This is a genomic window from Novosphingobium barchaimii LL02, assembly GCF_001046635.1.
GTDB lineage: Bacteria > Pseudomonadota > Alphaproteobacteria > Sphingomonadales > Sphingomonadaceae > Novosphingobium > Novosphingobium barchaimii.
The window spans coordinates 457,768-478,387 of record NZ_KQ130452.1 but is presented as its reverse complement, the minus strand read 5'-3'; the positions used below and the strand labels follow the sequence as shown (position 1 = coordinate 478,387).

40 protein-coding genes and 2 tRNA genes are annotated in these 20,620 nt (G+C 63.1%); 9 read left to right on the top strand and 33 right to left on the bottom strand.

Annotated features, from left to right (window positions below):
- Positions 1-10: 10 nt before the first annotated feature.
- Entirely contained in the window at positions 11-643 is a 633-nt protein-coding gene (locus tag V474_RS02470) for a 5-formyltetrahydrofolate cyclo-ligase (RefSeq protein WP_059149962.1), read from the top strand.
- Positions 643-882: a DUF2842 domain-containing protein gene (locus tag V474_RS02465; RefSeq protein WP_059149961.1), complete on the top strand. Its 240-nt coding sequence runs from the start codon at positions 643-645 to the stop codon at positions 880-882. Before V474_RS02470 ends, V474_RS02465 begins: the two co-directional genes overlap by 1 nt.
- 117 nt (positions 883-999) lie before the next feature.
- On the opposite strand, the gene V474_RS02460 is transcribed toward V474_RS02465, so the two are convergent.
- The 33 genes from V474_RS02460 to V474_RS02315 all read right to left on the bottom strand — a co-directional run bounded on the left by V474_RS02460 (position 1,000) and on the right by V474_RS02315 (position 18,609).
- Positions 1,000-1,076, bottom strand: a tRNA-Asp gene (locus tag V474_RS02460).
- Positions 1,077-1,194: 118 nt separating this feature from the next.
- Positions 1,195-1,271 (bottom strand) — tRNA-Asp (locus V474_RS02455).
- A gap of 359 nt (positions 1,272-1,630) precedes the next feature.
- Positions 1,631-1,849 carry a hypothetical protein gene (locus V474_RS02450; protein ID WP_059149960.1) on the bottom strand — a complete coding sequence of 73 codons (219 nt, stop codon included), beginning with the start codon at positions 1,847-1,849 and terminating at the stop codon, positions 1,631-1,633.
- Positions 1,850-1,954: 105 nt separating this feature from the next.
- The gene (locus V474_RS02445; RefSeq protein WP_059149959.1) at positions 1,955-3,274 is read right to left on the bottom strand and encodes a dihydrolipoamide acetyltransferase family protein; all 1,320 of its coding nucleotides are present in this window, start codon (positions 3,272-3,274) and stop codon (positions 1,955-1,957) included.
- 4 nt (positions 3,275-3,278) lie between these two features.
- The gene (locus V474_RS02440; protein ID WP_059150736.1) at positions 3,279-4,283 is read right to left on the bottom strand and encodes an alpha-ketoacid dehydrogenase subunit beta; all 1,005 of its coding nucleotides are present in this window, start codon (positions 4,281-4,283) and stop codon (positions 3,279-3,281) included.
- A gap of 61 nt (positions 4,284-4,344) precedes the next feature.
- Positions 4,345-5,655, bottom strand: a complete 1,311-nt coding sequence (locus tag V474_RS02435; protein ID WP_059149958.1) for a 3-methyl-2-oxobutanoate dehydrogenase (2-methylpropanoyl-transferring) subunit alpha — start codon at positions 5,653-5,655, stop codon at positions 4,345-4,347.
- Between the two features lie 94 nt (positions 5,656-5,749).
- Positions 5,750-6,715, bottom strand: coding sequence for a thymidylate synthase (locus V474_RS02430; protein WP_059149957.1), 966 nt, complete (start codon positions 6,713-6,715; stop codon positions 5,750-5,752).
- Positions 6,716-6,990: 275 nt separating this feature from the next.
- Positions 6,991-7,668, bottom strand: coding sequence for a site-specific integrase (locus V474_RS02425; protein ID WP_169794995.1), 678 nt, complete (start codon positions 7,666-7,668; stop codon positions 6,991-6,993).
- Positions 7,669-7,832: 164 nt separating this feature from the next.
- Entirely contained in the window at positions 7,833-8,192 is a 360-nt protein-coding gene (locus V474_RS02420) for a helix-turn-helix domain-containing protein (RefSeq protein ID WP_059149955.1), read from the bottom strand.
- A complete protein-coding gene (locus V474_RS25450) occupies positions 8,189-8,461 on the bottom strand; it encodes a hypothetical protein (protein WP_059149954.1) in 273 nt (90 codons plus the stop codon). The genes V474_RS02420 and V474_RS25450 overlap by 4 nt, the downstream gene beginning before the upstream one ends.
- Complete coding sequence (locus tag V474_RS02410; protein ID WP_059149953.1) at positions 8,458-8,835, bottom strand: hypothetical protein; 378 nt, start codon at positions 8,833-8,835, stop codon at positions 8,458-8,460. The genes V474_RS25450 and V474_RS02410 overlap by 4 nt, the downstream gene beginning before the upstream one ends.
- Positions 8,832-9,332 carry a DNA N-6-adenine-methyltransferase gene (locus tag V474_RS02405; RefSeq protein WP_059149952.1) on the bottom strand — a complete coding sequence of 167 codons (501 nt, stop codon included), beginning with the start codon at positions 9,330-9,332 and terminating at the stop codon, positions 8,832-8,834. The genes V474_RS02410 and V474_RS02405 overlap by 4 nt, the downstream gene beginning before the upstream one ends.
- Positions 9,329-9,637, bottom strand: coding sequence for a hypothetical protein (locus tag V474_RS02400; RefSeq protein WP_059149951.1), 309 nt, complete (start codon positions 9,635-9,637; stop codon positions 9,329-9,331). Before V474_RS02400 ends, V474_RS02405 begins: the two co-directional genes overlap by 4 nt.
- Positions 9,634-10,278 carry a hypothetical protein gene (locus tag V474_RS02395; protein ID WP_059149950.1) on the bottom strand — a complete coding sequence of 215 codons (645 nt, stop codon included), beginning with the start codon at positions 10,276-10,278 and terminating at the stop codon, positions 9,634-9,636. Before V474_RS02395 ends, V474_RS02400 begins: the two co-directional genes overlap by 4 nt.
- Complete coding sequence (locus V474_RS02390) at positions 10,275-10,694, bottom strand: hypothetical protein (protein ID WP_059149949.1); 420 nt, start codon at positions 10,692-10,694, stop codon at positions 10,275-10,277. Before V474_RS02390 ends, V474_RS02395 begins: the two co-directional genes overlap by 4 nt.
- Before the next feature lie 91 nt (positions 10,695-10,785).
- The gene (locus tag V474_RS02385; protein ID WP_059149948.1) at positions 10,786-11,403 is read right to left on the bottom strand and encodes a hypothetical protein; all 618 of its coding nucleotides are present in this window, start codon (positions 11,401-11,403) and stop codon (positions 10,786-10,788) included.
- A complete protein-coding gene (locus tag V474_RS02380; protein WP_059149947.1) occupies positions 11,400-12,518 on the bottom strand; it encodes an ATP-dependent DNA helicase in 1,119 nt (372 codons plus the stop codon). The genes V474_RS02385 and V474_RS02380 overlap by 4 nt, the downstream gene beginning before the upstream one ends.
- A complete protein-coding gene (locus V474_RS02375) occupies positions 12,515-12,922 on the bottom strand; it encodes a recombination protein NinB (RefSeq protein ID WP_059149946.1) in 408 nt (135 codons plus the stop codon). The genes V474_RS02380 and V474_RS02375 overlap by 4 nt, the downstream gene beginning before the upstream one ends.
- The gene (locus V474_RS26870; RefSeq protein WP_082699626.1) at positions 12,915-13,268 is read right to left on the bottom strand and encodes a DUF968 domain-containing protein; all 354 of its coding nucleotides are present in this window, start codon (positions 13,266-13,268) and stop codon (positions 12,915-12,917) included. Before V474_RS26870 ends, V474_RS02375 begins: the two co-directional genes overlap by 8 nt.
- Positions 13,268-13,816 carry a single-stranded DNA-binding protein gene (gene ssb, locus V474_RS02370; protein WP_059149945.1) on the bottom strand — a complete coding sequence of 183 codons (549 nt, stop codon included), beginning with the start codon at positions 13,814-13,816 and terminating at the stop codon, positions 13,268-13,270. The genes V474_RS26870 and ssb overlap by 1 nt, the downstream gene beginning before the upstream one ends.
- The gene (locus tag V474_RS02365; protein ID WP_148649267.1) at positions 13,816-14,085 is read right to left on the bottom strand and encodes a hypothetical protein; all 270 of its coding nucleotides are present in this window, start codon (positions 14,083-14,085) and stop codon (positions 13,816-13,818) included. Before V474_RS02365 ends, ssb begins: the two co-directional genes overlap by 1 nt.
- A gap of 63 nt (positions 14,086-14,148) precedes the next feature.
- Positions 14,149-14,340: a hypothetical protein gene (locus tag V474_RS02360; RefSeq protein ID WP_059149943.1), complete on the bottom strand. Its 192-nt coding sequence runs from the start codon at positions 14,338-14,340 to the stop codon at positions 14,149-14,151.
- 23 nt (positions 14,341-14,363) lie between these two features.
- Positions 14,364-14,768: a hypothetical protein gene (locus V474_RS02355; protein WP_059149942.1), complete on the bottom strand. Its 405-nt coding sequence runs from the start codon at positions 14,766-14,768 to the stop codon at positions 14,364-14,366.
- A gap of 10 nt (positions 14,769-14,778) precedes the next feature.
- Positions 14,779-15,606, bottom strand: a complete 828-nt coding sequence (locus V474_RS02350; RefSeq protein ID WP_059149941.1) for a hypothetical protein — start codon at positions 15,604-15,606, stop codon at positions 14,779-14,781.
- Positions 15,603-15,782, bottom strand: a complete 180-nt coding sequence (locus tag V474_RS25445) for a hypothetical protein (RefSeq protein ID WP_148649266.1) — start codon at positions 15,780-15,782, stop codon at positions 15,603-15,605. Before V474_RS25445 ends, V474_RS02350 begins: the two co-directional genes overlap by 4 nt.
- A complete protein-coding gene (locus tag V474_RS26045; protein ID WP_169794994.1) occupies positions 15,779-15,949 on the bottom strand; it encodes a hypothetical protein in 171 nt (56 codons plus the stop codon). Before V474_RS26045 ends, V474_RS25445 begins: the two co-directional genes overlap by 4 nt.
- Positions 15,946-16,227, bottom strand: coding sequence for a hypothetical protein (locus V474_RS02345; protein WP_059149940.1), 282 nt, complete (start codon positions 16,225-16,227; stop codon positions 15,946-15,948). Before V474_RS02345 ends, V474_RS26045 begins: the two co-directional genes overlap by 4 nt.
- The gene (locus V474_RS02340; RefSeq protein ID WP_059149939.1) at positions 16,224-16,475 is read right to left on the bottom strand and encodes a hypothetical protein; all 252 of its coding nucleotides are present in this window, start codon (positions 16,473-16,475) and stop codon (positions 16,224-16,226) included. The genes V474_RS02345 and V474_RS02340 overlap by 4 nt, the downstream gene beginning before the upstream one ends.
- A gap of 363 nt (positions 16,476-16,838) precedes the next feature.
- Positions 16,839-17,186, bottom strand: a complete 348-nt coding sequence (locus V474_RS02335; protein WP_148649265.1) for a hypothetical protein — start codon at positions 17,184-17,186, stop codon at positions 16,839-16,841.
- Entirely contained in the window at positions 17,183-17,425 is a 243-nt protein-coding gene (locus tag V474_RS02330; protein WP_059149937.1) for a hypothetical protein, read from the bottom strand. The genes V474_RS02335 and V474_RS02330 overlap by 4 nt, the downstream gene beginning before the upstream one ends.
- A 37-nt stretch (positions 17,426-17,462) precedes the next feature.
- Positions 17,463-17,696: a hypothetical protein gene (locus tag V474_RS02325; RefSeq protein WP_059149936.1), complete on the bottom strand. Its 234-nt coding sequence runs from the start codon at positions 17,694-17,696 to the stop codon at positions 17,463-17,465.
- Complete coding sequence (locus tag V474_RS02320) at positions 17,693-17,944, bottom strand: hypothetical protein (RefSeq protein WP_059149935.1); 252 nt, start codon at positions 17,942-17,944, stop codon at positions 17,693-17,695. Before V474_RS02320 ends, V474_RS02325 begins: the two co-directional genes overlap by 4 nt.
- Before the next feature lie 227 nt (positions 17,945-18,171).
- Positions 18,172-18,609: a helix-turn-helix transcriptional regulator gene (locus V474_RS02315; RefSeq protein WP_082699566.1), complete on the bottom strand. Its 438-nt coding sequence runs from the start codon at positions 18,607-18,609 to the stop codon at positions 18,172-18,174.
- 87 nt (positions 18,610-18,696) lie between these two features.
- On the opposite strand from V474_RS02315, the gene V474_RS02310 reads away from it, so the two are divergent.
- From V474_RS02310 to V474_RS26040, 7 genes are read left to right on the top strand one after another with little or no spacing between them, the layout of a single operon-like run.
- Positions 18,697-18,912, top strand: a complete 216-nt coding sequence (locus V474_RS02310; protein WP_059149933.1) for a helix-turn-helix domain-containing protein — start codon at positions 18,697-18,699, stop codon at positions 18,910-18,912.
- The gene (locus V474_RS02305; RefSeq protein ID WP_059149932.1) at positions 18,909-19,226 is read left to right on the top strand and encodes a LexA family protein; all 318 of its coding nucleotides are present in this window, start codon (positions 18,909-18,911) and stop codon (positions 19,224-19,226) included. Before V474_RS02310 ends, V474_RS02305 begins: the two co-directional genes overlap by 4 nt.
- A complete protein-coding gene (locus tag V474_RS25440) occupies positions 19,227-19,478 on the top strand; it encodes a hypothetical protein (protein ID WP_148649264.1) in 252 nt (83 codons plus the stop codon).
- Entirely contained in the window at positions 19,475-19,888 is a 414-nt protein-coding gene (locus V474_RS02300; RefSeq protein ID WP_059149931.1) for a hypothetical protein, read from the top strand. The genes V474_RS25440 and V474_RS02300 overlap by 4 nt, the downstream gene beginning before the upstream one ends.
- A 50-nt stretch (positions 19,889-19,938) precedes the next feature.
- Complete coding sequence (locus tag V474_RS02295; RefSeq protein ID WP_059149930.1) at positions 19,939-20,226, top strand: DUF2312 domain-containing protein; 288 nt, start codon at positions 19,939-19,941, stop codon at positions 20,224-20,226.
- Entirely contained in the window at positions 20,226-20,423 is a 198-nt protein-coding gene (locus V474_RS02290) for a hypothetical protein (RefSeq protein ID WP_059149929.1), read from the top strand. The genes V474_RS02295 and V474_RS02290 overlap by 1 nt, the downstream gene beginning before the upstream one ends.
- Positions 20,420-20,566, top strand: a complete 147-nt coding sequence (locus V474_RS26040) for a hypothetical protein (RefSeq protein ID WP_169794993.1) — start codon at positions 20,420-20,422, stop codon at positions 20,564-20,566. The genes V474_RS02290 and V474_RS26040 overlap by 4 nt, the downstream gene beginning before the upstream one ends.
- Positions 20,567-20,620 lie beyond the last annotated feature (54 nt).

Below are 20,620 nucleotides of genomic sequence, written 5' to 3'. Positions count from 1 at the left end.
GAAACGACCCATGGTGGACCCGTCACCCCCCATTTCTTCTGGCCCTATCCAGTTCGCTGACAGGAAGGCCGCCCTCAGGCGGACCTATCGCCAGGCCCGGGCCGAGCATGTCGATGCGTTGCCGGCAGGTCTGCGCGCTCTCATGCTGAGCAGGCCGCCAGCTCCTCTGGTGGAGATAATCGCCGAAGGCGCGACCGTGGGCGTCTATCACCCTGCCGGCTCCGAGGCCTCCGCGCTCGGCTGGGCGCGATGGCTGGCCGAGAACGGCCGGCAGGTCGCCCTGCCCTGGTTCGCTTCGCGCGGCAGCCCGATGGAGTTTCGCATCTGGGCAAACCCCTGGGATGAAAGCCAGCTCGAAGCAGGCCCTTGGCGCGCATTGCAACCGGGCAAGGATAGCGAAGCAGCAATCCCCGACCTCGTCGTGGTGCCGCTGCTGGCGTTCACCACCAGCGGGCACCGTCTGGGACAAGGCGGCGGCCATTACGACCGCTGGCTTGCGGCGCACCCGCAGGTAACGGCCATCGGCCTTGCGTGGGACTGCCAAATCGCTGACGAGCTTCCTGTAGAGAGCCACGACCGCGCCCTGGCCGCCGTGGTCACGCCCACGCGAATCTACCAAGTGCAGCCGCTGGAGCGAAACTGATGCGCGAAACCCCGACCTGGCGGATACCATTCGGCGTCCTTGCGCTGGTTCTGGCGCTGATGGTCTATGGAATCGCCGTAGCCAGCCTTGTCCCGCCGCTGATCGGTGGGTGGAATGCGCTGGCTCAGACACCCGTCTATGTGGTGCTCGGGATCGTGTGGATCATGCCCTTGCGGCGATACCTGATGTGGATGGAAACCGGTCGCTGGACCGCACCGGTGGACTCCGCAGCGAAGTAGCCGCGGCTTCGCACGGGCCGCGCCGGACTTGTCCTGATTGTGCTGAAACGAAAAAGGCCGGGACTAAGCCCGGCCTCGTCTTCATCCTGTGCGGTTACCACCTCCCTTGAAGAGAAGTGGCGCGAGTGACGGGGCTCGAACCCGCGACCTCCGGCGTGACAGGCCGGCACTCTAACCAACTGAGCTACACCCGCGCAGCGATGAAAAAGACCAAGAACAACTCGGCCTAGAATATACTTCCGGCTTCCCGGAAAATTCCCTGCCTTGTCACAGGCATGGAACATATCCTTCTCATGCAAGAAGGATCCCAAGTGGCGCGAGTGACGGGGCTCGAACCCGCGACCTCCGGCGTGACAGGCCGGCACTCTAACCAACTGAGCTACACCCGCGTACTTTGCGGCGGTTGCGTCCGCTTGGGAGCGCCGCCACTAGGCCAGCCACCGGGGGCTGTCAACCGCCTAGCCAGAGCCTTTTTGACTTTTTTCGCCGGCCCCGCAAACAGGCCCCGAACGAGCGCCTTTCGGGCAGAGTAAACCCCGATTAAGCGAGTACGCCGCCTGCTTGCCCGGGCTGAGTTCATGCGATGAAGATCAGCGCTTCTCGTACTTCAAGATGCGCTTCGTCCCCTTGCAGCCATGCAGCGAACTGCGCCATGCGCCTGCTCGCTCATCCATTCGAGACAGTCCCGCTGCTGCGCCTTGGGGGGAAGGCATCGAAGACATCATGCGCTCGCGGAACCGCAGCGAAATCATCCGGCATGGCGATTGCTGCCCTGGGCCTGCCAGGCGCTTCCGGTTTTCGAGCCGCCCGCAGTCTCGACTCGGCCCTGCGTCATCAGCAGCTTCTGCGCGACCTCCGATTCGCCGGGGCATGTACGAAAGCGCGCTAATCCGGCCGTATTGGCGATGTAGTCGTCGACACGCGCATCCCGGCTAATGGATTGCTCCCCGCGAGAGGTGGCAGGCATCGTGCAGCTCGCAGTCAGATCCGGACAGCACGCGTTCGATCAGCACAGGAGCCGGGAGCAATACGGCAGTCATCCGCACGCATCCCGGTCGACGTCCTGCCCCTTTTACCCTGCGAGGATGAGCGCAGGCGCCTCGATCAGCTTTTTGAGGTCCTGCGCGAAGCTTGCAGCGTCCCAGCCGTCGACCACACGGTGGTCGCCGCTCATCGAGATGTTCATGATCTTGCGCTTCTCGATACGCTCGACGCCATTGGCGTCTTTCACGAACATCGGCCGCTCGACGATGCGGTTGGGGCCGATGATGGCGACTTCCGGGCGGTTGATAACCGGCGTCGTCGCCACGCCGCCCATCGGGCCGAGCGAGGTGACGGTGATCGTGGAACCGGAAAGCTCGGACGACTTGGCAGACCCGTCACGCGCAGCCTGCGCAAGCCGGGTGATTTCGGCAGCAAGCTGCCACAGGTTGCGGCTCTGCGCATCACGGATCACCGGCACCATCAGGCCGCCCGGCGTCTGCGCCGCGATACCCAGATGCACCGATCCGTAGCGCGCCACAACGCCCGCCTCATCATCATAATGCGCGTTGAGCATGGGGTACTTGGGCAGCAGCTTGCAGATCGCCGAGATCAGGAACGGCAGCATCGTCAGCTTGGGGCGATCTGCGCGCCCGGCATTTAGCTGCGCGCGGGTTTCCTCCAGCGCCGTTACGTCGAATTCCTCGACATAGGCGAAGTGGGGGATGTTGCGCTTGGACGCCGCCATGTTCTCGGCGATTCGCCGGCGCAGGCCGATGACGCGGACCTGCTCGTCCTTGCCCTTGAGGCCGGCGGGCTGGAAACCGCCGCTGGCGTTGTACGAGAGGAACGCGTCGAGATCGGCGTGACGCAAGCGGCCGTCTTCCGCCGGGCGGACTTCAGCAAGGTCTATGCCGAGGTCTTTCGCGCGCTGGCGGACGGCGGGGCTTGCGAGAACTCTGGCCGCCGGGGTGGACGTGTGAGCTTCTACAGGCTCAACCTGAGCGGGGGTATGCTTTGGCTTTGGCTCCGGCTCCGGCTCCGGCTCCGGCTCCGGCGCCGCAGCCACGACCCTGTCGACATCACCTGCATCGGGCGTCTCTGCCTCGATCCGTTTCTCGACCGCGGCAGCCTTCGGGGCCGGCGCATGAGCGCCCTCCTGGCCCAGACCCTCAACCTCGATCACCACCAGCGCCGAACCTATGGCGATCACGTCGCCCGCGTCTCCTGCCACTTCGACGACCACGCCGGAAACCGGGCTTTCCATTTCGACGGTGGCCTTGTCCGTCATCATGTCGGCAAGACGGCCGTCTTCCTCGACGGTATCGCCGACCTTGACGTGCCAGGCGACGATTTCGGCTTCGGCAATGCCTTCCCCGATATCGGGAAGCGTGAAAACATAACGTCCCATCGGATCAGTCCTTCATCAGACGGTCGACCGCTTCGCCAATGCGAACGGGACCAGGAAAATAGGCCCACTCGAGGCTGTGCGGATAAGGCGTGTCGAACCCGGTCACGCGCTCCACCGGCGCTTCGAGATGGTAGAAGCACCGCTCCTGAACGAGCGTAACAAGTTCGGCGCCGAAGCCGGAGGTGCGGGTCGCCTCGTGTATCACCAGACATTTGCCCGTCTTCTGCACAGACTTTTCCACAGTCTCTATGTCCAGCGGAACGAGGCTGCGCAGGTCGATGATTTCGGCATCGACGCCCTTGTCGGCCAGCACCGCTTCGGCGACGTGGACCATCGTGCCGTAGCACAGCACCGTCAGCGCCTCGCCCTCGCGCACGATACGCGCCTTGCCGAGCGGGATCTTGTAATACCCCTCGGGCACTTCGCCGCCGGGATGACCCTTCCAGGTGCGCGACGGCTTGTCGTAGTCGCCGCCGAAGGGGCCGTTGTAGATGCGCTTGGGTTCGAAGAACATGACCGGGTCATTGTCTTCGATCGCGGCAATCAGCAGGCCCTTGGCGTCGTGGGGCGTGGCCGGGATGATCGTTTTCAGGCCGGCGACGTGAGTGAACATCGCCTCGGGGCTCTGGCTATGGGTCTGCCCGCCGAAGATGCCGCCGCCGAAGGGCGAGCGGATCGTGATCGGAGAGGTGAACTCCCCCGCCGAGCGGTAGCGCATACGCGCCGCCTCAGAAACGAGTTGGTCGAGGCCGGGGTAGATGTAGTCGGCGAACTGGATTTCGGGCACCGGACGCAGGCCATAGGCGGCCATGCCCACCGCCGCGCCGATGATGCCGCATTCGTTGATCGGCGCATCGAACACCCGGTTGCGGCCGAACTTCTTCTGCAGGCCCGCGGTCGCGCGGAAAACGCCGCCGAAATAGCCCACGTCCTCGCCCAGAATGACGATGTCTGGATCCCGGGCCATCATGATGTCGAGGGCGTCGTTGATCGCCTCGATCATGTTCATCTGGCGCCCAGGTGCCCCGGCTCCGGTGTCGGTCAAGGGATTGTCCTTGGAGATCGTTTCCTCAGGCATCGTCCCGCTCCTTCCATTCCGGCCACTTTATGCCGCGTTCGCGCATGGCCTGCGCGGCCTGTTCCTCAAGGTGCCAGGGCAGTTCCTCGAAGACGTCCTCGAACATGGTGTGGAACGGGTGGTGCATGCCGTGGCCGAGGATGCCGTTCTTCTCGGCTTCCTTGGTGGCGACCTTGACCTGTTCGACCAGTTCGCGGTCCATCGCTTCCTGCTGCTCCTCTGACCATTCGCCAAGGGCGATCAGGTGCTTCTTGAGGCGCATGATCGGATCGCCCAGCGGCCATTCCTCACGCTCCTGCGCTGAGCGGTAAGCGGATGGATCGTCCGAGGTGGAGTGGCCCTCGGCACGGTACGTGAAGTGTTCGATCAGGGTCGGGCCCTGATTGGCGCGGGCGCGGTTGGCGGCCCACTCCATCGCCGCATAGACCGCCAGCGCATCGTTGCCGTCGACCCGCAGGCCGGCAATGCCGTAGCCGGTCGCGCGCGCAGCAAACGTGGTGCGCTCGGCGCCGGCGAAGCCGGAGAAGCTGGAGATCGCCCACTGGTTGTTGACGACGTGGAGTACGACCGGCGCGTTGTAGACCGCCGCGAAAGTCATGGCCGCGTGGAAATCTCCTTCCGCGCTGGATCCTTCGCCGATGAAAGCCGTCGCTATGCGGGTATCACCCTTGATCGCGCTGGCCATCGCCCAGCCCACGGCCTGCGGGAACTGGGTGGCAAGGTTGCCGGAGATGGAGAAGAACCCGTAATCCTTGGCCGAATACATGATCGGCAACTGGCGCCCCTTCAGGGGGTCGGCCCGGTTCGAGTAAATCTGGTTGACCATGTCCACCAGCGGATAGCCGCGCGAGATCAGGATCCCCTGCTGGCGATAGCTGGGGAACACCATGTCATCGCCGGCCAGCGCCATCGCACAGGCAACCGAAATCGCCTCCTCGCCGGTGCACTTCATGTAGAAGCTGGTCTTGCCCTGCCGCTGGCTGCGATAGAGCCGGTCATCGAAGGCACGGGTCAGCGCCATCGTGCGCAGCATCCGGCGCAGGGTCTCGGGATCGAGGCCGGGATTCCACGCGCCCACCGCATGATCGTCATCGTCCAGCACGCGAACCATGTCGAGGGTGAGCGGCCATGTCTCGCTGGCAGGGCAGGTCTCGTCGGGACGGGCCAGCAAACCGGCGGGGGGCACCGGCAGGTGGGAATAATCGACGACGTCGCCGGGCCGGTATTTCGGCTCGGGAACATAGAGTTCCAGCGGCGGCAGATTGCCGCGCGCGATACCTTTTTCAACGGGGCCTTCGGCCATTATCATGCTCTCCCGCCAGTGTGCGGCCGCGAGAACCTTGAGTATCAAAATTCTACGGTTCGGTCATATTATTTCAAGTTTCGGTAATGTCAATTCACACTGCAACCGGCGCGGCGATATGCGATTGAGGCGCATATCCGGTGACTTCGAAGTCCTCAATTCGATAGTCGAACATCGAATCGGGGCGGCGCAGGATGGCCATATGGGCATCCCCGTAAGGTTCGCGCGCGAGCTGTTCTTCGACCAGCGACGCATGGTTGAGGTACAAGTGGACATCACCGCCTGTCCAAACGGCCTCACCGGGCTCAAGGTTGCATTGCTGCGCGACCATGCGGGTCAGCAGCGCCAGCGACCACATGTTGAACGCAAAACCCAGGCCAAGGTCGCAGCTGCGCTGATAGAGCAGGCACGAAAGCCGGCCTCGCGAAACATGGAACTGATAAGTCTTGTGGCACGGCGGCAGCGCCATCGCGTCCAGTTCGGCGACGTTCCAGCCTTCGATAATGTGGCGGCGGCTGCCCGGATTAGTCTTCAGGCTCTCGACCACCTGAGTGACCTGATTGACCCCCTGCCCGCGCCGGAACAGGCCCTCGCCTGCCGGTTCATAGGTTGGCCAGTCGACCCACTGTTTACCGTAGACCGGGCCAAGATCGCCCCATTGGCGCGCGAACGCCTCATCGGCGACGATTCGCGCGGAGAAATCCTTCCGCTCGATCTGGTCGCCCGTCTCGCGGCGATAGCGGTCCAGCGGCCAGTCGGTCCAGATTTCCACGCCCTGCGCGCAAAGAGCGCGGATATTAGTGTCACCGGTGAGGAACCACAGCATCTCGCGCGTCGCGGTCTTCCAGTAGACACGCTTGGTCGTCAGCAGCGGCATCGCCCCGCCCGATAGGTCGAAACGGATCGTTTCGCCGAACAGCGACCGTGTGCCGATGCCGGTACGGTCGACCCGTTCGTCGCCCTGCGTCCAGATACGGTGCATGAGGTTCAGGTACTGGCGCTCCCAGTGCGGCTCTTCAGTGGCGGCAAGGCTGTCGGCATGGACTATGGTGGTCGTCATGCGCGGAAACTTATCCGCGCGCGGGCGGAAGGGAAAGCCGCTTCTCTCCCGTCGTCCAGAGCTATCTTGCACCGGCCTGAAACGACAAACGGCGCATCTTGCGACGCGCCGTTTGCGAATAAATGGTCGGGGAAAGAGGATTCGAACCTCCGGCCCCTGCCTCCCGAAGACTGACGGCGAATTGAGAATCGCGCATTTCTGCGGTTCTTGCAAGTCGTAAATGGCGGAACATGACGTGAATCGACGTTGGTTGCGGAAACTAAACGGTAACAGCATCATCGCCTCCGATCTGCGGCCTCAAGGGCCTTGTCCATGAAGTCTGGTGAGTGGTGCGCGTAGATGCGCGCCGTCGTCTCAGGGTCTTGTCCGAGCCACCCAGCAATGTCCCACATGGGCACCCCGTTCTGCGCCAGCCAGGTCCCGCGCGTGTGCCGCAGGGTATGCGGTGTCACGTCTTTCAGGCCGGTGCGGACGACAGCAGCCCGGAACCCTTTGTCGATTCGCAGGATCGGCCTGCCGTCGATGTGGATGACGGGTCCGATATCGCTCGACCGCCTGCGCCACGCCAGATGAAGGAACGTCAGCAGGCGGCGCGGGATAGGCAGTGTTGGCCGGCGCTTCTTCGTCTTTGCGCGGCCCGGCACAGAGAATGCGATGCGCTTTGCCTTCAAGTCCACCTGCGGCCATTTCAGCGACAGGATCGCCTCTTTGCGCGCTCCGGTATAAAGGGCGATCAGCACGAACAGCGGGAGGTAAAGCCGGGTATCGCGGCCACCTTGGCGAGCCTCATTCAACAAAAGCGCAGCCTCGCTGACAGTCAGCCAGCGGTCTTTCGGATCGGGCTTGCCAGGAAGCGGAACGGCCACCACGCGGGTCAACTTGCCCTCCCTGAATAGGAAATTCTGCGCCGCCGTGATCGTCGCCAGCTCGCGCCGCACGGTGCCGGGGGCCATGCCCCGGTGACGCCCGTAAGCCTCGCATGTCAGCGGCGTTATCTGGTCGAGCATGTTGTGCTCCCAAAACGGCAGCAAGGCTTCGACAGCGTAGGCGATCCGCGTGGGGTCGGCAGCTTTCGGCGCCCGATGCTCCAGATAAAATGAGAGCGCCTCAGCCACGCCTATTTGCCCGGGTTCTCGCGGCCCGAGATGCTGATGACTTGCCCCGATGAATTTCGCGAGGGCTGCTTCAGCTTCGCGGCGGTCTGCCGTGCCAGTTGACCGAACGCACTTCTTCCCACGCTCGTACCAGAGAATGTAGAAGGTCGATCGATCTGGGAGCCAATGGAGACGCGGCCCTCGGTTGGGTCTTGGCATGTTTTCTGTTTCTCAATGAACTTGGTGACGTCCGATTCGTCGAACAGGAAGGCCTTACCCAAGCGGACTGCGGTAAGCCCCTTCTGTCGCATCGTGCGAAGCGTGCGGGTCGATGGTATGCCGAATTGCTGGCAGACCTGTTCTGCGGTGAGAAGTCTGGTCATCCCCCCTCCCCTACAACGGCGGGTGGCGGGGGAGGGGCTGGTTGCCAGCATCGGAAGTAGCGATCGGGCGCGCCGCCGAAACCGGGGAAAACGGCCCAGCCCAGATCGTAGTCGTCAAGGCGGCCTTCATGCCGGATCACAAACATACGCCCGGCCATATAGCCAAGGTGGCGGCTGTCGTTCTCGGCTACGATCGCCAGAATGTAGCTGCCATCCTTGGGCGCGCTGTCCATGCCCTCCCACCCTGCGAGGCGTTCTTGCTCCGTCATGGCATGGCTCCTGCTCGGGCGCGGAGGCAGGCGGCGCAGAGGGCGAGGGATGGGGTCTCTGCAACTGCAGTCGCTGGTCGCTTCATGATCATGGGGTCGAACACGCGGGCAGCGAACATGGAGGGATCGCGCCCCTCGCCATCATGGCCGGCCTGCCAGTAGCATTCGATGGGCACCAGCGTCATCGCCGCATCCAACGAGGCAGTCGGCTCCCAGCAATTGCGCTCCATCCACAGTCGCGGATCGTAGTTCACGCCGAACAGGGCATCGTTCTGGTAGCCGTATTCCGCGATTTCCAGATCCAGCGCGTAATCTGCGCACGTTGCAGCCTCACACCTCGCAGCCAGGGCGAGCAGGGTTTGCTTGTCGGTCATGCTGCCACCTGTGATATAGGCCTGGCGATCGAGCCCAGTCCGCGAGCTTGTGCGGTGATCAGCGCATTGATGCCGGTCTTCCCCGAAGCCCACAAAACCGTTCCATTGCCCGGCTGTTCGCCAAGCGACCCATCCGGCGCGACAAATTTTATCTTAGGCGATACGAACATCACCATATCGGCCCGCTGCCAGCACCGCTGGAACCAAGGCGCGCTGGTGCGATCGGGCGTCAGGGCAATGCCGTTACCGTGATCGAAAAAGCGATTCATCCAGACAAGCTTGGCTCGGTCGCCGTTGCCGAAAGGCGGGTTCATCCAGATGAAGCCCGACCAATCGCTATCGAGCGCGGCTTCGTACAGGAAGCTCCGGGCCGGTACGCTGGTGTGAGTATGATCGCGCGGGTGAGCAACATCGAGATCGAAGGTGCAGCCGAGCGCGTCGAAGACGTACTTTGGCGTGAACCACTCGTCGGATTTTCCGCGGCGTTCGTGGGTCATGCTGCCAAAACCTCCACCCCATTGCCCAGCCCATCCGCATACTCGCGGTCAAGGCGGGTCCGTAGTTCCTGGTCGGGCGGCGAGGTCATGCGGACGGAAATCTCGCAGACCATGCCGTCTGAGAACTGGATCGACCGCTCCACAACCTTGCTCACGTTGTCGGCGCTCAGGTCGGCGCACAGGCACAGGCTGATCTCGTCCGTAAGGTCCTTGATCTTGCGCACTGGCTTCCCGCGCTGGATGTGGACCGCGAATATGCGCCCGTCTGCCGGGTCTACGCGCAGTTCTAGCTGGTTGGGTTTCATGCTCCCTGCCCTCCCTGACGCCCCCTCTCCCGCGCCGCCAAAGTATTCCCAATCCGCCCCACATCAGCATCGGTCAGCAGGCCGAGGGCGTGGAGGGTCTTGGTGGCGGTGGTGGGGTCGGTCTGGATTGCCTCGACAGCCGAGCAAACCTCATCGGCCAGCGCGATCATCTCATCCTCGCCAGTGCCAATGTCAGATGGCGCCGGGTTCGACATCAGGTCTACCAGCGGATACGGGTGTCCGTCTTCGTCGCACATGTTGCTGACGTTGTGCTTGCGAATGGCCTGATAGATCGCGCGGTTGAGCGGGCTGCGAATTTGCAGGCTACGGATAGCCGAATCCCCCACGGCGCCCGCAATGCTTTCGAGGTTGGCCGAGCCAGATGGCGTGGTGCCGCGAACCTTGATGCCCAGCATATCCATGACGACATGCGCAACCGCTCGGTCCATAGTGTCGATGAAATACATCTGGCCGTCGCCTTGGGGGTGCCGGGACACCTCTACCGGCTCGCCGTCATCGTCGTCACGAACGATAACGTCCTCCAGATCGACGCCGCCAGTCAGGCAGTGCCAGCGGTCAGTTTCATCGCGGATTGCGCGGGCGATGTTTTCGCCGCTGCTCTGGTGCGGGGCGTGGGTCATTCCCCAGCCCCTTCAAATTCCTCAATGTCGCGGCTATCCCAATTCTCGATAACTCCGGTCGGCCCGACATTCATGATGATGTAGTCGCCGTATCCCTGACCGCCTGGCGACATGATGCCGGGGACATAGCCATCCTTGACGGCGACTTCCTGCCCATCATTGTCGAGCAAGGCGTACCGGCCCGCATCGCAAACCTTGTAGTGGATGCGAGCAAGGGTGTTCTCGGGCCATCCAGCAATGGCGCCCGTTTCAAGGTCGATCACCGGGCACCATGCATCCCCGACGCGGCAAGGGATAGCCTCGCCGGTTTCGTCCGTGGTCCCGTTGACCTCGGCATCCTCCCAATATCGCACGCCGGCTTCAACCTTGAGCGACTTGACCTGCACTTTCTCGGTGCGAATGACTGAGATTTCCATGCTCACTCCCCCTGCTCGCTGCCATCGAACTGGTCGCCGTGCTGGGAGTCGGTGCGGGCCGGGGTCCAGTCCGCAAGGCGTTCTTGTATGGTCATGCGTAATCTCCCTCGCGCTCAAGGCGCTTGCGGCATGGGGGAATCCAGCGGAGCTTCGTGTCGGCGGCCCGGTCAGCCCAAACCAGCCAGGCGTATGCGGTCGCGGTCGAGCCTTCCGGCGCCAAACGGCCCTTGTGCATCACGACGCGCTCTGTGAACTGCAGGACGTGGCTGGGCGGCGACTTGGAGAACAGCCGATCGAACCGGCCTTGCCCTTCAAGGAACGCGGCCCGCACGATCACGGCAACGCCGGTGCTGGTCGCCAGCGCGCGTTCGATGAACTGCTCGGCCAGCTTGAACGGCGGGTTGGTGATGGTCCAGACGACGCGCGAGGGCGCCGGGCCGAACAGGTAGTCCTCCACCGGGAAGCCGGCGCCGTAGTCGTGCACATCGGCAGCGTCGACGCTCGCGAAGTATTCCCGCAGCGGCTTGACCATGTGGCCCCGATTGGCAGCTGGCTCGCGGCACGTCTGGATGCTCAGGTCGTGGTGCGTGTTCTCGCCGATCCATTCACACAAGGCGCGCGTGGCCCAGGGCGGCGTCGGGAAGTCGTCGAGGGAATCGTGCGCTTCCACCCGGCGCTGCATGACGGCGGTGCTGGTGTTCTGGCTCATACGATCACCGTGACTTGTTCGGCGGCGCGCGTGACGGCTGTATAAAGCCAGTTGCGCTTCGCATCGCGGAACGAGCCGCTTTCATCGAAGATGATCACGTTGTCCCACTGCGAGCCCTGCGATTTGTGGCAGGTGATCGCCCACCCGAAGGTGAACTCCTGCGTGCCGCGCTTGGCCTTCCAGTCGATGGTCTGCTCAGTGCCATTGAAGAAATGCTCGAACACCTCGACCTTGATCGGATCGCGCTTCTCATCGAGCGAGCGGACCCGGATGCCCAGCTTGCCGTCGCCCAATTCCTCGACCTTCTCCGTGTCCCACAGGCCGCCGTTGAAGATGTGCTTCTCCTTGTCGTTACGGAGGCAGATCAAGCGGTCGCCGATGGTCGGGTGCCAAGGCTGGGCAACGCCCCGCAGGCCCATCATTGCGCGGATGCGGTGGTTGTAGGAGACGCGGGTGCGGTTCAGGCCGCAAAGCAGTTGGTCGGCACCAAGGACGAGTTCACCGAGGCGATCCCTTCCAAGCGCGCTGCTGCGGGTTACAAGGCTACTGCCGTGCGTGCCGACCTGCAGTTGCTTACCTTGGCGAATGTCCATCGACATGCGGATGATCGGGTTGTCCTGCGCCTGGCGGTGGACCTCGGTCAACATCACGTCGGGTTCGCCGTTGATGAAGAAGCCCTCGCCCTTCACCGGTGGCAGCTGCGCGGGATCGCCGAGGACGAGGATGCGCTTGCCGAAGCTGAGCAGATCGCGCGCCAGATCCTCGCCGACCATGGACACCTCGTCCACGATCAGGAGTTCGGCCTCGCTGAGGTCACTTTGCTCGTTGAGCTTGAATTCCGCGGCGCCGGTCTTCGAATCGATCTCGACGCTGTAGATCAGCGAGTGGATCGTCGAGGCGTCCTTGCAGCCCTTTTTGCGCAGGACCAGGGCGGCCTTGCCGGTGAAGGTGGCATAGAGCACGGTGCCCTTCACCTTGGAGGCGAGTTCCTTGGCGAGCGTCGTCTTGCCGGTGCCGGCGTAGCCGAACAGGCGGAAGACCTGCTGGCCGCTTGGGTCGGCAAGCCATTCGCTGACATCACGAATGGCCGCGTCCTGTTGCGGGGACCAGCTCATGCAGCTTTCCTTTCTACGGGATCGGTGAACGTGATGTCGTGCTCAGCCGCGAAGGCGTGCATGCACTCGATCAGATCGGAGAATTCGGACTTCGATAGGCGGCTCGACTTGAACCCGAGCGGGATCACACCCCGGCCATCGAGCGTCGGCTCAAACGTGCAGGTGAACCCGGCGGCATTCATGAAGAGCGCCTTCCAGACTTCGGTGGAGAGCGTGCGGCCCATCGGCTTGGCGCGGGCAATGTCGGAGAGCATCGCCCACATCTTCGCGTTCTGGTCGCTGGTCCGGGCCGCCTCCTTGATGTTGAGAACGGCGCCGGGAGGGGCTATCTCGATCAACTGATGCGCGCGAGCGCGGACAGCCGGGTTAGCGAGGATGAGGGTCTGGCCGCCTTGCTTAGCCACAGTGACGCTCCCTCTGTTCGTTGCGGATGTCAGCGGCCTTGGGGCTTGCTGCGGCGAACTCGGCTGCGAGCGCATGCAGGTCTATGCCGTGCGCCCGGCCGAACGGGGCCTCCCCGATGCGGTGCTGTTCGGAATGGTGACCCCGGCACAGGCTGACGGTGAACCAGTCTGAAGGCTTGCGACCCATCCCGGCGTCGGAACCGGAGCGGACGTGCGCAACCTCAATGGGCATTTCCTGACAGCCAGGAACGCAGCACTGGTGCGACCGCACGAAGGTGCAGTGCGCCTGCGATCGCCAGCGCTCCGAACGGTTACGCTCTTTCGGTATCCGACGCGGGAGGGCCATTACCAAGCACTCGCGTTGGTGATGAACGGGATATCGTCGTCGAGGTCATCGCCAAAGCCGCCGGCACCGCTGCCCCACGAACTGCCGCCGCGCGAACCGTCGGGCTCGCGGCCCCAGCTTCCGGTGCTGCGTTCGCCGCCGCGATCGTCCCCGTTGCGCTGGTCATTGCCGCGCGCCCGGCCCTGCTGCTCACCCTCGGGTTTCCCGTCGAGCATCGTCAGGGTGCCGCCGAACGGCGACAGAACAATCTCGGTGGAATAGCGATCGTTGCCGTTCTGGTCCTGCCACTTCCTTGTCCTGAACTCGCCGCTGATCGCGATGCGGCTGCCCTTGCGAAGGAAGCGTTCGGCCACGCCGACCAGGCCATCGTTCTGGATGGTGACCTGTACCCACTCGGTGCGCTCCTTGCGCTCGCCCGAGGCCTTATCCTTCCACTGCTGGCCGACGGCCATGCGGAGGTTGCAGATACGCCCTCCAGACTGGAACGATTTGACCTCAGGGTCAGCGCCCAAGCGGCCGGTGAACGTGCAGATGTTGATGTCCGACATTACGCGACCTTCCGGTCTTCGATGATGTTGACGCCGGGGATACCGCGGACGCCGGCAGCAACGTCCTCGTCGACCAGGCGCTTGAGCGCTGCCTTGAAGCGGTCGGGGTGGCGTTCGATGTAGTGCCGGACGACGGCGGCACCCTGCCCCTCGATCATCTCGGCGCGCCAGTACGAGCGCATACTGACGGCGCGCACTTCGCCCCGCGCCTGGACCTTTTCGCGCTCGACGGCGCGGGCGGCGGCGGTAGCCTGTTCGGCCTTCTCCATCAGAGCCGCCGCGTCCTCGATCGCGCCCAAGTCGGACGAACCGGCAGTTTCCTGGTGCGCGGCCTATGCCGCCTTGCGGGCAGCTTCCTCAGCTTCGCGCGCGGCCTTCTCGCGTTCGCGCTTCTCACTCTCGATCTTGTTGAGCCAAGGCGTCAGCAGGTTGCCGAGCGCGAACTTCGCCTTCATCACCGAACCGGGCTTCCGGTTCTTCATGGGGGCGATGTACGCGTTGTAGCGGTCCTGAATCTCACCCACCGCGATGTCGAGCGGGGCCTTTTCTACCTTGCGCGCCTCGTCCGCGATGTCTGCAGCTTCTCACGCAGCGCGGCGACGGTATCGGCCTGCGACTGGCTCACGATCTCGACGCCATCCGCCCAGTTGGATGCCTCAGTGAGCAAGTCATCCATGTGGATCTGAACGACTTCCCACTTGGGCGCGACCTCGGGCGGGGCTTCGTCGGCCGGTGGGCCGTTGTCGCCGATCACGGCCTCGCGCGGCGCTGGGGCAGAAAGCGTTGCGGCTTCGGCTTCGGCTGTGAGTTTGTCGACGTGGGCCTGGAGCGCATCGACCTCGGCCTTGCGGCCGGCTTCGCCACTGCGGACCAGCTTGTTCAAGGCGTTCTTGGCGTAGGAGAGCGGCATCGTCGAAATCTCGACGGCGCCCTTGCTGGACTGGTATTCCATGGGATGCTCCTCAGAAAGGGATGTCGGTGTCGGCGATGTCGCCGTACTCGCCAGACGGCGCGCCGCCGCGTTCAGCCGGGCGGCTGCCGCTCTGGCCGGCGCGATTGGTGTCGGCCTTTGCAAGTTCGGCCAGCTTGTCTTCCAGCTGGTTGATGGCCTTCATGGCCTGCCGCTCGTTCAGGTCTTTCAGGTCCGCGACCTTGTAGTGGTCGAGGATCGGTTTTGCCTGAGCGCCGGTGGCACGTAACAGTTCCGTGATCTTGGCCCACTGGTGCTGGCTGATGATGCGGGGCTCATCGCGCTGGTCCTGCTGCTGACGCGTGGGCTGCGCGGCGGTCTCGCCCTCTTCCGCCTCGTCGGCGTGAAGGTCGCCCTTATGCCAGAGGTCCAGCGCGGCCCCGAAGCGCATCGCGGCATTACGCATCGCATCGCCGATCACTTCCTTGATCGCGTCTCCACCTTGCTTCGTGCCTGCGTCACCGAAGCCGATGCGGGAAACACCGCACACGGTGAGCCTGATCCACATACCGTTGCCGGGGTTCGGCAGGCCGGGGAGGATGACCGGCTCCCAATTCCATTGTGGGTCGCAATCGAGAAGGCGATCCGTCAGCGCGGCGTGTCCGACGTAATCAAGGTGAACCGCGTCCTTATGGTGCGGCCCGCCGCATTCCGGGCACTTCCAGACCATCAGGTTCTTGTTCGCCTTCCGGGCGTCGATCTGGTTCTTCGTTTCCTTGGGAAGCTTGCTGATTTGGTTCGGCGGAAACGGCGCGCGCAACAGCGCAAGACCAGTCAGCTTTTCCTCTACGGGGACATCGATCCTCGACACAGCATTCACGGGCGATCTCCCGTTGCCTCGGCAGCACCCGTGCCGAGGTTGTGGGGAGACGTCGGACCGGCAGGGGAACCGGTGGGTGCGACGGCGGGGAGAGCGGAGACGGCAGCTGCGACCAGCACGATAAACGCGAGGGCAATCAGGCCGACTGAAAGGCGGAAGTGCGGGTGCGCGCTCATGCGGGCACCGGGCCGAGAGCGTGGCACAGAGCGACGAACACGATGCAGCCGGTCAGAAGCCCGAACGCGCCCAGCGCGATCCAAGTGATACGCTCCTTCCGCGCTTCCTCTGCGGCTTCACTGATCAGCGGCGGGGCTACGTTGCCCATAGCTTCGGAATGGTTCACTGTGCTGTCTCCAGCCCCCAGTCGCGCATCGCCGTTTCAGTGCGGCGCCACGCGTAGTTGGTGAGCGGGCCGCTCGCGCCTTCCATGCGCATGGCCGTCAGGAACTGGCTGAGCAGACCGATGGCATCGCGGAAATCACCCCGGGTCGCGTCAAGGCGATCCAGCGCATCCTTCCACATGGCGAAGTCGAAATCGGCCTGGCTCTGCGCGAAGGCCGGGAGTGAGGCATCTGCGACGGCAGCGTCAAGAACGCGCGCCTGCTGAGCAAGACCAGTCATGCCGCCAAACCCACCGGAGTGCAGGCGCGAGCGAGAGCGGCATATGCCGGTTCAAACTCAGCGCCGTCGATCGACACCATGAGGTTGCGGTTGAGGTAGCGACCGGGGCCGTCGACGCAGCGCGGGCCCTGTGCAGGCGCCCAGCTGGCGACCGCCCAGGCGAGAGCGGCGTTCAGGTCATCGGCGTCAACGTCGCGCTGATGCGCCACGCTGCCGTCTTGGTATCGGGTCTGGAGTGTGATTTTCATCGGGACCTCCGAAGCAGCCGTGTGCTGCTGTCGAGGTCATATATACCGCTATGGTATTTCTTGCGTCAAGCCAAAAATACCGCGATGGTATTTTTCTTGTCAGTCTTGCTCAACATTGGTGGTAGTTAAACTACCCATCGTCTTACGCTACGCCGACCCCACCGCGCGAGACCGCGCCGCTATTTCAAGCACGAAAAAGCCCCGCCTTGGAGGGGGCGGGGCCAGTGAAGTACAGGGCGCCGACAGATCGCGGAGTAGGCGCGACGTGAGATTATCTAATCAGGGGTGAGTCGGTCAATCGGGTTTGGGGCATGAAAAAGCCCCACTGGTTAGATGAGGCTGGTTCGCGGTCGGCGGGGCAGGTCAGGCCGGAATAAATCTCACGGCTAATCCGACAATGCCCCCTATGATGGCCACCATTATACCGGTGCGCGTCAACATCTTCCCGAACTTGTCGTCCAGATATTCCTTGCTCGGCAAGTGCGCCATGCGCTCAGTAAGCGTAGCGATTCCAACCTCTATTGCGACAGTGCGATCGACGAGTTTATCGACCTTGCCTTCTAAGGTGTTGATGCGGCGCTCCATACCTCCGTCATTACCATCGCCCTGCGATGGCGGCAAGGTGGGTGGCGGCGGCGGTTCGTGCTGGCCACTTTTCATTTGCTCCAAATCACGGATGATTGCGGCGATGGTGTCCGGCGATGACATCATTCTTCCAGGCCTAAAGCTGTAGTAATTGCATCTTGAGCTGCGCTTACCTCAACATCGCTTTTTTCCAAGCTGTCGCGAAAATCGTCGAGCGCCTTAGCCGCGTCTTCCCCTCGATCATCATCTGAGTAAAGCTGGTGGAGGGCCAGATAGCGCATAGCCATTGAATTTTGGCGAGATGCTTGGGCCAAGTGCCAGACACAGAGCCGCATATTCAACTTTTCTTGCTTGGTCAGTGACATTCAATCACCCCTCAATTCATGCGTGGGCACTCTACCCTCACCCCTCATAAGCCACCTTCCAATCCGCAACGACGATCACCTGAGGCTCTTCCGGCGAATCAGGCGCCAATGCCTCGAACTCAACGTGCCTCACGGTCGCGTAATGGATCTTCCCATCCGGCCCCGTCGCCTGCACCAGATCGCCCGGTGACGGCACCGCAGCGAACTTGCGAAAGCCCCAATTTACCTTCCGCCCGCCGCCGCCGTGGACGAAGAGTTGGGCGAGGATCATTTCTGCGCCGGAACGCATCGGTATTCCCGTGCGTCATTGGCGCGCTTGAAGCCATCGATCGCCTTCACGCACTCATCGTAATCACCGATGTAGCCGAAAATCAGGCCGGTCTTCTCCCACTCACCAGCCATGTTTTTCATCTCGATCCATTGATCGATGTCGGCGCCGACCTTCTCGCCCTCAACGTGGGAAACCAGCGCGTCGTATCCCTTTACACTGCTGTTATCGCCCTGCCCGCATCCGCTCAAACCCAGGGCAAGAGCGGACAGCGCAACCGTAGGAATTATCCTATACCGTATAGGAAAATAGCTTCCCATCTTTCGCGAAAAGATAATTTTCCTACAAGCCTCAGCCCATTTATGGCATGGAACAGAAGTGGAACAAAAGGGCGATTCGATGGAACGGATTATACTGCCGAACCCAGAATGCGAGCGCGGCAGTGCACCTTGCTTCCTCGACTGCGCTATGCAGCGGATCATGGTTGCGGCGTGGCTTCGGGAGACGGAGACTCGATTGCGTGAACAGCCACCGCGAGCGCATCCGCGTTGGACCGAATGGTTGGATTCCGTAGCAGCAGCTCAAGTCCGAGTTGCAGACCATGAACGATCGGCCGAACGCTTGACGCCGGCACATTGCCGCCAGCGCTTCGGATCGCTGCGGAGGCCAACTCGCGGAGGGCGGCCTCAGTAGTTACAGGATCGGTGGTCAATTGCTGATCGCGAAACAGTTCGCCAGGATGCACGCCGAGAGCGTTCGCCAGCTTATCCAAATCCTCAAGGTTGGGCTTTTGCTTGCCCGCCTCCCACCGTTGGATGGTCGGCTGCTCAACCCCGACCCTCTCCGCTAGCTGGCCTTGGGTTAGCCGGCTGCGTTTCCGCAGGGCTTTGAATTCGAAAGAATACCGCATCGGCATAATTTGCGCCGGGCAGCGAGAAAGCGGAACGTCGTCAGCGGAATAAACGCTTGCGCCGGAATATACCGTGGTGGTATATGCCTCGTTATGACGCTCGAAGCCTATCTCAAAAAGCACAGCATCACCCACAAGCAGTTCGCCGACACCATCGGATGCGAACAGCCGACCGTGAGCCGCTTCATCGCCGGCCGCATTCCCTCGCCTGAGTTGATGCGGGTCATCTCTGAAAGAACGGGCGGCCAAGTCACGCCCAACGACTTTTTCGGGATCGTGGCAGCGCGCCAAACTGGTCGCGCCGCATGATCGGCCTCACCCCCAAGCAGTCCCAGTTGTTCCGTTACCTTGAGGGCTACATGTCTGGCCCAGGCAGCGTCGCGCCGACCTTCGCCGAGATGGGCGCTGCAGTCGGTCTGACCTCCAAGAGCGCTGTGCACCGCTTGCTCTCGGCCTTGGAAGAGCGCGCCTACATCCGCCGCATCCCGAACCGGGCCCGCGCCATTGAGATCATTCGCGACGGTGACCGCCGCCAGGACGTCGCCCACGCGCTGACGCTGGCGTCGGACTACCAGCTGCAGGCCGAGATCAACCGCCGCCGCTCCATTCCGAAGGCCGCGTGAATGACTTGCGCTGTCTGCCACCGTCCCACCTGCGACCATAGCGACCTCGCTTATGCAGGCCTTGTTTCCCCCGCCGTCCCTGACGGTCGCCCGGCCGACGACGCGACAACCCCGCGCGTCGGCCGCATCTCTCCGCTGGGAACCCTGCCCAGCCACCTGCCCGAGCCGCAGCCCTCCAACGTGTGCGGCTCGGGCCTTTCTCTTGATCGCGGTTTCCATGCCGCTTCCTCTACTTCGCAGGTGCAACAATGATCCTGTCTCGCAAAGAGCAAATCCTTGATCGTCAGAAGCGCATGTTTCGCATCGCCCAAGACCCGACCCGCATAGGCCTGACGCTCAAGATGATCGCCGCCGATGCCGACCTGAACCTCCAGTCGGTGCGCAACTATGCCGCTGGCGAAACGGAAATGCCGATGTCAGCGCTGGACGCCCTCATCGGTGTTCTGCCTGACGATTTGCTTTCTCTGCTCCTGCCCGCCGGCCACGCGATCGTGACCGTGCCCGACGGCATCTGCCACGATGAGATCGAGAAGGCCGCGCGCGACTTCCTCGCCGCCAAGGGCGAGGCGCACCATCCCTCCAGCCCTGGCGGGCGCGAGCTTTCAGCCTGCGAGATCGCCAGCCTGAACCGCAAGGCCGCCAAGCTGCGAGCGGTGGCCTGACCCGGCACCCCTGCACCCATCAACTGCCTTCATTTTCAAGGGATCACGACATGCCCGTATCCGACCCTGACCAGATCACCATCCCCGGCACCGAGCGCGTAGAGCATCGGTCGGTTGATGACCGCCTTCGCCTTTTGATCGAGCGCGTCGAGCGCTTGGAGGACGAGAAGAAGGGCATCAGCGACGATATCCGCGACGTCTACAACGAATTGAAGGCTGTCGGATACGACGTGAAGATCGCCCGCCAGATCGTTCGCATCCGCAAGATGAAGCCCGACGATCGCCGCGAAATGGAATCCCTGCTGGACACCTACAAGTCCGCGCTGGGGATCGACTGATGCTGGGCTTCATCCTCAACCGCCGCCGGCCATCGGCCGCGCCTGCCCAGGTCGCCGCATCAACGCTTGCCGTCCATGGCGCCCGCAAGCGCGCCGATGCCGACCGCCAGCGCCGCCGTGACATGGCCGACCAGATCCGCGCCGACCTGCGCGCTAAGGGCAAGGACTGCCCGCCTCTCGAATGGCCTGCGCTGTGACCCCAGTTCAGGAATACACTCAGCGGTACTACCTGCCCCGGCAGCTTGCCGCAGCGCGCGCCAAGGTCGAGTTCCTGGAGCGCAAGGCCCTGCGCCTCGGTCTGGACGATCTGGTCGAAAAGCCAGGGGTGGCGCGCCAGTGATTATCACCCTGCCTTGGCCCAACAAGCGGCTTTCACCGAATGCCCGCGTCCATC